We start from the raw sequence: 9,941 nt of genomic DNA, 5'->3' as shown, positions 1-9,941 counted from the left end.
AGGCTTCCAAGAAGAAGGCTTCCAAGAAGAAGGCTTCCAAGAAGAAGGCTTCCAAGAAGAAGGCTTCCAAGAAGAAGGCTTCCAAGAAGAAGGCTTCCAAGAAGAAGGCTTCCAAGAAGAAGGCTTCCAAGAAGAAAGCTTCCAAGAAGAAGGCTTCCAAGAAGAAAGCTTCCAAGAAGAAGGCTTCCAAGAAGAAGGCTTCCAAGAAGAAGGCTTCCAAGAAGAAGGCTTCCAAGAAGAAGGCTTCCAAGAAGAAGGCTTCCAAGAAGAAGGCTTCCAAGAAGAAGGCTTCGCGCAAGGCCGCAGTCAGCGATGACATGGCGAAGGTGCTCGCCGCCGCTGATGGGCTGCGCGATGCGCTCTATGAGATGGCTACCCACCGAATGGAGCAGCGTCGCGAACTGATGGAAGATTTCCGCGATGCTGTCAGCAGCACCCTCGGTCGGTTGACCGGAAAGGATTGACCGGGGCTGCCGGTACCGGTCCGGGGGCGGACGCCGTCCCCGGCGAGTTCGAACGGCTCATCGACACCTTTCTCGATGCGCTGTGGGCCGAGCGCGGCATCAGCCCGGCTACAGCGACTGCCTATCGTAGCGACCTGGCGAGCTTTCTCGCCAGCGTCGGGCGTGGTGTCGAAGACATTGCCCGCGCCGACGTGCTCGATTTTCTGGCCCGACGCATGCGCTCGGGCGCCAATACCAGCAGCATCGTTCGGCAGCTCTCCTGTTTGCGCCAGTTCTTTGCCTGGGCGCATCGCGAGCGCCGCATCGTGCACAATCCGATGGCCGATCTCGACGGTCCGCGCCGCTCCCGCAGCCTGCCCGGGACGCTGACTGCCAGTGAGGTAGAGGCATTGCTGGCGGCGCCGGACTCAAACGACGTGTTCGACGTGCGTGATCGGGCCCTGCTCGAAACCCTGTATGCCACCGGCATGCGGGTCTCGGAGCTTGCCGCCCTGACGCTGCCGCGGCTCAATTCCGGGCAGGGGGTGGTGCGCGTGCTGGGCAAGGGCGGAAAGGAGCGTCTGGTGCCGCTGGGAGAGGCTGCCGCCCAGGCGATTGAGCAGTGGCTGGCGGTGCGACCGCAGCTGCGCCCGCAGGGCGAGTGGCTGTTTGTCTCCAGAAGCGGTCGCGCGCTGTCACGCCAGGCGATCTGGGCCCGAATTCGTCAGTTGGCCACGCGCGCCGGGCTGGGCCGGCCCGTGCACCCGCACCAGCTGCGCCACTCTTTCGCCACGCACCTGCTCGACAACGGCGCCGATCTGCGTGTGGTGCAGATGCTGCTTGGCCACGCCGATCTGGCCACGACCCAGATCTACACTCATGTTTCGCGAACGCGCATGAAGGCGCTGCACCAACGCCACCACCCGCGGGGCTGAAAGCATCCGTCCCGTGGTTTCGTTTCGATGAAACTTGTCGCCGCTGACGCGTTCCAATGACTCATTCGCCCGGCTCGGCTATCATGTTCGCGCCTTGGTGACCGCGCTTTGACAACAGCCGGTGGCTGGTCCGGTCGAGTCTGTTTTTCAGGAGCTATTGAATGAAGAGTTTTGCAGGAATGATGGCGGCATTCGGCTTGCTGCTGGCCGGCTGGGCTGCGGCCGCCGATAACGGTGCCATCGACAATGGTGCCATTGAAGAGCGCATGCGCGCGCTGGTGCCCGAGATCGAGACCCTGGTGATCGCCAACAGCCCCATTCCGGGGGTCATGCAGGTGCAGCTCAACACCGAGATTCTCTATATGAGCGAGGACGGCCGCTATCTGATGCAGGGCCGGCTGATCGACCTGGAGACCCAGACTGACCTGACCGACGCGGCCAAGGCCGTACTGCGCCGTGAGCTGCTCGCCGAAGTGGATCCGTCGGAGACGATTGTCTTCGGTCCGGAGGATGCCGATTACGAGTTGATGGTGTTCACCGATGTCAGCTGCGGTTACTGTCGTCGCCTGCACGGACAGATGGATGAATACGCCAATCAGGGCATCCGCATCAAGTATCTGGCCTTCCCGCGGGCCGGCAAGGAGTCGGAGACGTATGACACCATGGTTTCTGTCTGGTGCGCGGACGACCCCCAGAGTGCCATGAACACTGCCAAGGCGGGCGGCGAGCCCGCGCGCGCCACCTGCGATAATCCGGTTGCCGATCAGTATGAGCTGGGCCGCGCCCTGGGCGTGACCGGAACCCCTTCGATGATGACCGCCGACGGCGACATGATTCCCGGCTATGTGCCACCAAGGCAGCTGCGCGAGCGTCTCGACAGCCTGGCCGGAAAGGCTGCGTCTGGCGAATGATCAATTGCCCCGGGCTGCCAATGGCCCGGGCATTCAGGTCGACGAGGGCCTATAATGGCGCGCTCACTTGAGCGCTCTCGCGGGGTCTTGAATGATTATCCTGCTCGGCAGGGACTCGCTGCCGCCATTTCGTCTTTCTCGTCTTGCCTCCGAACTGTCTGCGCTGCAGGGTTGCCGCGTTGACCTGCAGGCTCGTGAACTGTTTCTGATTGATGCCGCCGGGCTGCCCGCACAGCCACAGCGCGAGCGCTTGCTGTCACTGCTGTCGGCCGAGGCGTTTGCCGACGAGGCGCTGACGCCGAATCAACTCCTGGCAGTGCCGCGCCCGGGTACCGTCACGCCCTGGGCGAGCAAGGCCGGCGATATCCTGACGCGCTGCGGCCTGGGCGAGTTTGCCCGCCTCGAGCACGCCACCCTGTTCACGCTTGACGGCATTGACTGCGGCGATCTGTCTGCGCCCGCCCGTCGTTGTCTGCACGATCGCATGACTCAGGTGCTGGTCGATGACCTGGCATCGCTTGACGGCTGGTTCGAGCAGCGTCAGCCAGCCGCGCTGGAGGTCATCGAGCTGGGGGGCGATGCCGCCGCCACGCTTGATCGATACAACCGTGAGCTCGGACTGGCAATGAGCGACGACGAGATCGAATATCTCGTCGATGCCTATGCCGGCATGGGGCGTGCTCCCAGCGATGCCGAACTGATGATGTTCGCGCAGGCCAACTCGGAGCACTGTCGCCACAAGATCTTCAACGCCGACTGGAGTGTCGACGGTCGCAGGCTGGACGACTCCCTGTTCGGGCTTGTGCGCCGTACCCATGCGGCCACGCCCGCGGCGACTCTGGTGGCTTATGACGACAATTCGGCCGTTGTCGAAGGATTCGACGTCCGGCTGCTCGAAACCACGCTGGCGCATCCGACCTATCGCCTCAGCGCCGGTCGCGCCCATATCCAGATCAAGGTCGAGACGCACAACCATCCCACGGCGATTGCGCCGGCCTCGGGCGCAGCCACCGGTTCCGGTGGCGAAATTCGCGATGAGTCCGCAACCGGTCGCGGCGCCCGTCCGATCGCTGCGCTGAGCGGCTATTCGGTTTCCGATCTGCGTCTCCCCGACGGGTTTCAGCCCTGGGAGACGGCGCCGGCGCAGCCGGCTCGCCTGGCCTCGGCCTGCGACATCATGCTCAGCGGCCCGGTTGGCGCGGCCGGTTTCAACAACGAGTTCGGGCGGCCTGCGCTGCTTGGCTACTTCAGAACTTTCAGTGCCGAAATCGGCGGGCAGCTGTGGGGTTATCACAAGCCGATCATGATCGCCGGCGGTAGCGGCATGATTGCCGATGGACAAACGCATAAACAAACGCTGGCGCCCGGCGACCGCATCATCGTTCTGGGCGGCCCGGCCATGCTGATCGGGCTGGGTGGTGGCGCGGCCTCGTCGATGAGCTCGGGCCAGTCCGACGCCGATCTGGATTTCGCCTCGGTGCAGCGGGGCAACCCGGAAATGCAGCGCCGTGCCCAGGAGGTGATCGATCGCTGCTGGATGCGGGGCCAGACCAATCCGATCAAGTCGATTCACGATGTCGGTGCCGGCGGGTTGTCGAACGCCCTGCCCGAGCTGCTGCACGACGGTGGCGTGGGCGGGCGTCTGGAGCTGCGCGAGATTCCGAGCAACGATCCGGCGCTCTCGCCCATGGAGTTGTGGTGCAACGAAGCGCAGGAGCGCTACGTGCTGGCGATCGCGCCCGAAAACCTGGACGATTTTGCCGCGTTGTGCGAGCGCGAGCGCTGCCCCTGGGCGGATCTGGGCGCGGCCAGCGACGACGGTCGGCTGCTGGTTTCCGATCGGCTCGGTGACCGCCCTGCAGTAGACATGTCGCTGGAGGTGCTGCTGGGCAAGCCGCCGCGGATGCATCGCGATGCAACCACCCGGCGTCTGGCGCTGGAAGCGGAGCTGCTCGACGACGTCAGTATCGATGAGGCCATCGATCGCACCCTCGCCTTGCCGGCGGTGGGCAGCAAGCAGTTCCTGATCACCATCGGTGACCGCACCGTCGGAGGCCTGAGCGTGCGCGACCAGATGGTCGGGCCATATCAGGTGCCGGTGGCTGATTGCGCCATCACGCTGCTTGACTACGACGGCCATGGCGGCACCGCCATGGCCATGGGCGAGCGCACGCCGCTGGCGGTGCACGATTCGGCCGCGGCCGCGCGCGTGGCCGTCGGCGAGGTGCTCACCAATCTGGCTGGCGTGGTCGTGCGCGACCTCTCGCACGTCAAGCTCTCGGCCAACTGGATGGCGGCCGCCGGAGCGCCGGGACAGGACGCCGCGCTGCGCGCCGCCGTCGAGGCGGTCAGCGCCATGTGTCCCGAGCTCGAACTTTCCATTCCGGTCGGCAAGGATTCGCTGTCGATGAACACCATCTGGCAGCAGGACGGGCAGGAGCAGAACATGATCGCTCCGGTGTCGCTGATTGTTTCCGGCTTTGCGCCGGTCAGCGACGTGCGCCGCCACGTCACGCCCGAGCTGCGTGCCGAGCCGGACAGCCGCTTGCTGCTGCTCGATCTGGGGCGCGGCCGTCTGGGGGGCTCGGCGCTGGCGCAGGTGTTCTCGCGCCAGCTCGGCGAGGTGCCGGATGTCGACGACCCGGCTCGGCTGCGCGCCGCGTTCCTTGCGGTACAGCGTCTGGTCGCGGCGGGGCTGGTCCTGGCCTGTCATGATCGCTCTGACGGCGGGCTGTTCACTGCCGTGCTGGAGATGGCGCTGGCCGGTCGCTGCGGCGTGGCGCTGGACCTGGGGTCGAGTGCGGTTGATCCGCTGGCGGCGTTGTTCAACGAGGAGCTGGGTCTGGTACTGCAGGTGAGCGCCGATCAGCTGGCTGCCGTGCAGGCACAGCTGGAAGCGGCCGGGCTGGCCGACTGCGTTTCGGTAGCGGGCCGTGTTGTCGACGAGCCGCGCTTGAGCGTGCGTGCCGGCGAGCGCGAGCTGTGCCGTCGCGAGCTGGCCGACCTGGCCCGGCGCTGGGGTGAAACCAGCTACCGCATGCAGCGCCTGCGTGATCATCCCGAATGTGCCGATGAGGAGTTCGCTTCCCTTGCCGATTTCTCGCGTCCGGGCCTGGTCTCGGAGCTGACCTTCACGCCGCCGGAGCCGGTGCACATCAACGGCGGTGCCAGGCCGCGCGTGGCCATTCTGCGCGAGCAGGGCGTCAACGGTCAGCGCGAGATGGCGCGGGCCTTCATGTCGGCCGGCTTCGAGGCCGTTGACGTTCACATGAGCGACCTGGCTTCCGGCCGCCAATCTCTGGCAGACTTTCACGGCCTGGCTGCCTGCGGCGGTTTCTCCTTTGGTGACGTGCTCGGGGCAGGGCAGGGCTGGGCGCGCTCGATTCTTTTCAACCAGCAGCTGCGCGACGCCTTTCAGGCGTTTTTCGAAGATCCGGCGCGCTTTGCGCTGGGCGTGTGCAACGGCTGTCAGATGCTCTCGGCGCTGCGCGAGATCATCCCCGGCAGCGAGCACTGGCCGCATTTTGTGGTCAACCGTTCGCGCCAGTTCGAGGCCCGGCTCAGTCAGGTGGCCATCGAAGACAGCCCGTCGCTGTTCCTGCAGGGCATGGCAGGCTCGCGGCTGCCGGTGGTGGCTGCGCACGGAGAGGGGCGGGCGCAGTTTGCCGCCGGGGCGAGTGCGCGCGCCGCCGTGGCGCTGCGCTTTGTCACTGCCGAAGGCGCGCCGACGGAGCGTTATCCCGGCAACCCCAACGGCTCGCCGGGCGGCATTACCGGCCTGAGCAGCAGCACCGGCCGAGTGACGATCATGATGCCGCACCCCGAGCGTTTGCTGCGGCGGGTGAACTACTCCTGGGCGCCGAAAGACTGGGGAGACCTTTCACCCTGGATGAAGATGTTTCACAATGCGCGGCTGTGGCTGGAATGAATTCGACACCATGAGCAGGACCGATCAACAGCAAGGCGAAAGCGAAACCGGCGGCAGCGAGTCTTTCGTGAACCCGGTCAGGGAGATGTTCTTCCTGGCCCTGCTGTATCTGCCGCTGGGGTTCTTCCTGTGGTTCTTTGCCGCCAGCCTGCTCATGTTTCCGACCCGGCTGATTCTGCAAACGCTTCTGGGCGTGCTGCACGGAGACGTGTTCGAGAAGATCTTTCAGGCCGGTTTTACCTTCGAGATTCAAACCGGCATAGTCGTTGACCATCAGCAAAGCGGCCAGAAGATGCCGCTGATCTGGGACGTCAATCCGATGATTTATGCTTGGGGCATGGCGCTGCTGTTCGGGCTGATCATGGCCACGCCGCTGAGCCTGTGGCGGCGGCTGATGCAGCTGGCTGCGGGGTTTGTTCTGGTCAGCCTGGTCACGGTGTGGGCCACCTACTGGGAAATCTGGCGCGACCTGGCCTTTCAGTTCAGCCAGCAGTTTCAGGGGCCGGTGGCCACGGTGGTTGCCAACAGCGGTTTGTCGCCTACGGCCATCGCCCTGTGCTACCAGCTGGGCTACCTGATGTTTCCCGGCGTGATCCCGATTGCGGCCTGGATTCTGATGAATCGCCCCTTCATCGAAAAGCTGGTGCAGAGTCGGCGGCGCTGAACCGACTCGGGGCCGGACTGTCTGTTTGAGGTATGAGTATGGAAACGGAAGCCCTGACTGCCACTGACGAAAGCGAGCTGCTGCCCAGCGTCAGCGATCATCTCGAGGATCGCGCCGCCGAGCTGTGCAAGCTGATGATCGAGCAGGAGCGCCTGCGCGAGGAAGATCTGCAGCGCGCCAAGGCTTATCGTGAGCAGCACGGCGGCAACCTGCTGACGCTGCTGGTTCGGCTGGGGCTGGTTTCCGAGCGCGACCTGGCGCGTGCCCAATCCGAGCTGCTCGATATCCCCATGGTCTCGGAAAAGGACTACCCCGAGTCGGCACCACAGATCGACTCGATTTCGGTGCGCTACATGAAACAGCAGCATCTGGTGCCGGTGGGCGTCGACGACGACACGCTCGAAGTGGTCATGGCCGACCCCTGCGACGAGTTCGCCCTGCGTGCGCTGGGCATGGCCACCGGACGCGAAGTGCTGCCGCGCGTCGGCGTGACCTCTGAAATCGACAACACCATCGAGCGCTATTTCGGCGGCGGCAAGTCCGCCATGGGCCAGATTGCCGAACATCTGGGCGGCGAAGGCGGTGCCGGTGAAGACGAGGAAGACGTCGAACACCTGCGTGACCTGGCATCCGAGGCGCCGGTCATCCGCGTTGTCAACCTGATTCTCCAGCGCGCGGTCGAGTCGCGCGCTTCCGATATTCACATCGAGCCGTTCGAGAATCGTCTGAAGGTGCGCTATCGCATCGACGGCGTGCTGCAGGAGGTCGAGGCGCCGCCGGCGCGCTCGACCGCGGCGGTCATCTCGCGCGTGAAGATCATGGCCCGGCTCAACATCGCCGAGCGCCGCTTGCCGCAGGATGGGCGCATCATGCATCGCGTCGGCGGCAAGGAGCTCGATCTGCGTGTCTCGACGGTGCCCACGGCGCACGGCGAGTCGGTCGTGATGCGTATTCTCGACCGCGAAGCCGTGGTGCTGGATTTTTCCAGCCTGGGCTTCGAGCCCGGGCTGCAGGAGCGCTTCGAGCACGAGCTGGATGTGCCGCACGGCATCATTCTCGTCACCGGCCCGACCGGCTCGGGCAAGACCACGACGCTGTATACCGCGCTGTCGAAGCTCAATACGCCCGAGCGCAAGATCATCACGGTGGAAGATCCCATCGAGTATCAGCTCGAGGGCGTCAACCAGATTCAGGCCAAGTCTTCCATCGGGCTGGATTTTGCCCGCGCGCTGCGCTCGATCGTGCGCCAGGACCCGGACGTGATCATGATCGGTGAAATGCGTGACCTGGAAACGGCCAAGATTGCCATCCAGTCGGCGCTGACCGGCCACCTGGTGCTGTCGACCCTGCATACCAACGACGCCGCCGGTGGCGTGACCCGAATGATCGACATGGGGGTGGAAGACTATCTGCTGACCTCCACGGTCAACGCCATCATGGCCCAGCGCCTGGTACGCCGGCTCGATCCGGAGACCATGCAGGCCTACGAGGTGCTGCCGGAAATGATCGATGAACTCGGTCTCGACAAACTCAGTGATGAGCGGCCGCTGCGTCTGTATCGGCCCGGCAGCTCCGAGGCCAGCCCCACCGGCTATCGCGGCCGTACCGGCATTCACGAGCTGTTGGTGCTGTCGGAAGAAATTCGCCGGTTGGTGATGAAGCACGCGACCGCGACCGAGATCGAAAAGCAGGCACGCGCCGAAGGCATGCTGACCATGTACGAAGACGGCCTGATGAAGGCGCTCGACGGCGTGACTTCCGCAGAGGAAGTGCTGCGAGTCACGCAGGACGCCTAGGTCGATGCCGCTTTTTGAATACAAGGCCGTCACCCCCAGCGGTGAGACCACCACCGGCGAGATGGACGCCCCCAGCAAGGAGCTGGTGATTGCGCACCTTCAGGAGTCGGGCAATATTCCGGTTTCGGCCAGGGAGGTGGGCTCGGGCTTTCGTTTGTCCGCGCTGCTGCGCGGGCGTCGTGGGCTCAAGCAGGCTGAAATCGGCGATCTCACCCAGCAGCTGGCCACGCTGCTGAGCGCCGGGCTGCCGCTGGACCGGTCGCTGGGCATCCTCGCCGAGCTGGCCGAGAACGAGCGCGTTCAGGAGACGGTCGAGACCATCCGCAATCGCGTCCGCGAGGGCGGCGCGTTGTCTGAAGCCCTGGAAGAGCGGCACGGCGTGTTTTCGCGCTTTTACATCAACATGGTGCGCGCCGGCGAGATCGGCGGTTCGCTTGATCACACGCTCTCGCGCATGGCCGAGTACCTCGAGCGTTCCAAGGAGCTCAAGGATTCAGTTGTCTCGGCCATGGTCTATCCGGCGCTGCTGGTGGTGCTGGCGATTGGTTCGCTGATTCTGCTGATGGGCTACGTGATTCCGCAGTTCACGCCCATGTTCGAGGAGTTTGGCGGCGAGCTGCCCTTCCTGACCCAGATCGTCATGGCCGTCGGCTCGGCGCTGCAGAACTACTGGTGGGCGATGATCGCGGTGGTGCTTGTCGTCGCGCTGTGGTTTCGCGGGCAAATGCGGCGGCCGGCGTCGCGGCGTCGCTGGGACGGTCGTTTCTTGCGCCTGAAAGGCGTGGGTGATGTCATCGGCAAGATCGAGACCGCCCGCCTGGCGCGCACGGCGGGCACCCTGCTGGTCAACGGCGTGCCGCTGCTTTCGGCACTTTCCATTGCCAAGAATGTCATGAGCAATACCGTGCTCTCCGATGATGTGGGCGAGGCGGCCAGTCAGGTCAAGACGGGCACCCCCATGGCCACTGCGCTGGCGGCCAACGACAACTTTCCGCGCCTGGCGCTGCAGATGGTCAACGTGGGTGAGGAGACCGGCAAGCTCGACGAGATGCTGCTCAAGGTGGCCGACACTTATGATCGCGAGGTCAGGACCACCATTGACCGTTTGATGGCGCTGCTGGTGCCGGCGCTGACGCTGGGCCTGGCCGTGCTGATTGGTGTCATCGTCATGTCGGTGCTGATGGCTATTCTCAGTATCAACGAGCTGGTGGCCTGACGGCCTGGATGACTCGGAAATTGAATCAACGCATGCCCCAACGGGCCG

8 protein-coding genes are annotated in these 9,941 nt (G+C 64.6%); all 8 read left to right on the top strand.

The window, feature by feature from the left end:
* On the top strand, nt 1-316 hold a 316-nt coding region (locus tag ACEWQZ_RS06705), incomplete at its 5' end, for a hypothetical protein (RefSeq protein WP_476482305.1).
* A gap of 1 nt (nt 317) precedes the next feature.
* On the top strand, nt 318-464 hold the full coding sequence (locus ACEWQZ_RS06700) for a hypothetical protein (RefSeq protein ID WP_476482304.1): 147 nt from the start codon (nt 318-320) through the stop codon (nt 462-464).
* Nucleotides 461-1,378 (top strand): site-specific tyrosine recombinase XerD, encoded by a 918-nt coding sequence (gene xerD, locus ACEWQZ_RS06695; protein ID WP_476482303.1) that lies wholly within the window; start codon nt 461-463, stop codon nt 1,376-1,378. The genes ACEWQZ_RS06700 and xerD overlap by 4 nt, the downstream gene beginning before the upstream one ends.
* 161 nt (nt 1,379-1,539) lie before the next feature.
* Nucleotides 1,540-2,289 carry a DsbC family protein gene (locus ACEWQZ_RS06690; RefSeq protein ID WP_476482302.1) on the top strand — a complete coding sequence of 250 codons (750 nt, stop codon included), beginning with the start codon at nt 1,540-1,542 and terminating at the stop codon, nt 2,287-2,289.
* Between the two features lie 91 nt (nt 2,290-2,380).
* Nucleotides 2,381-6,217 (top strand): phosphoribosylformylglycinamidine synthase, encoded by a 3,837-nt coding sequence (purL, locus tag ACEWQZ_RS06685; RefSeq protein ID WP_476482301.1) that lies wholly within the window; start codon nt 2,381-2,383, stop codon nt 6,215-6,217.
* 10 nt (nt 6,218-6,227) lie between these two features.
* Nucleotides 6,228-6,881: an exosortase H-associated membrane protein gene (locus tag ACEWQZ_RS06680; protein WP_476482300.1), complete on the top strand. Its 654-nt coding sequence runs from the start codon at nt 6,228-6,230 to the stop codon at nt 6,879-6,881.
* Between the two features lie 32 nt (nt 6,882-6,913).
* Nucleotides 6,914-8,677: a type II secretion system ATPase GspE gene (gspE, locus tag ACEWQZ_RS06675; RefSeq protein WP_476482299.1), complete on the top strand. Its 1,764-nt coding sequence runs from the start codon at nt 6,914-6,916 to the stop codon at nt 8,675-8,677.
* 4 nt (nt 8,678-8,681) lie between these two features.
* Complete coding sequence (locus tag ACEWQZ_RS06670; protein ID WP_476482298.1) at nt 8,682-9,893, top strand: type II secretion system F family protein; 1,212 nt, start codon at nt 8,682-8,684, stop codon at nt 9,891-9,893.
* The last annotated feature ends 48 nt before the right edge of the window (nt 9,894-9,941 follow it).

This window comes from Wenzhouxiangella sp. YN1 (assembly GCF_056324145.1).
The sequence above is the reverse complement of the archived record's forward strand: the minus strand, read 5'-3'. Positions and strand labels throughout refer to the sequence as shown.

Excerpts from the sequence above, each read along its gene's own strand:
- ACEWQZ_RS06690 (WP_476482302.1), top strand. The coding sequence starts at position 1,540 with ATGAAGAGTTTTGCAGGAATGATGGCGGCATTCGGCTTGCTGCTGGCC.
- purL (WP_476482301.1), top strand. The coding sequence starts at position 2,381 with ATGATTATCCTGCTCGGCAGGGACTCGCTGCCGCCATTTCGTCTTTCT.
- ACEWQZ_RS06670 (WP_476482298.1), top strand. The coding sequence starts at position 8,682 with ATGCCGCTTTTTGAATACAAGGCCGTCACCCCCAGCGGTGAGACCACC.
- ACEWQZ_RS06680 (WP_476482300.1), top strand. The coding sequence starts at position 6,228 with ATGAGCAGGACCGATCAACAGCAAGGCGAAAGCGAAACCGGCGGCAGC.
- gspE (WP_476482299.1), top strand. The coding sequence starts at position 6,914 with ATGAGTATGGAAACGGAAGCCCTGACTGCCACTGACGAAAGCGAGCTG.
- ACEWQZ_RS06700 (WP_476482304.1), top strand. The coding sequence starts at position 318 with ATGGCGAAGGTGCTCGCCGCCGCTGATGGGCTGCGCGATGCGCTCTAT.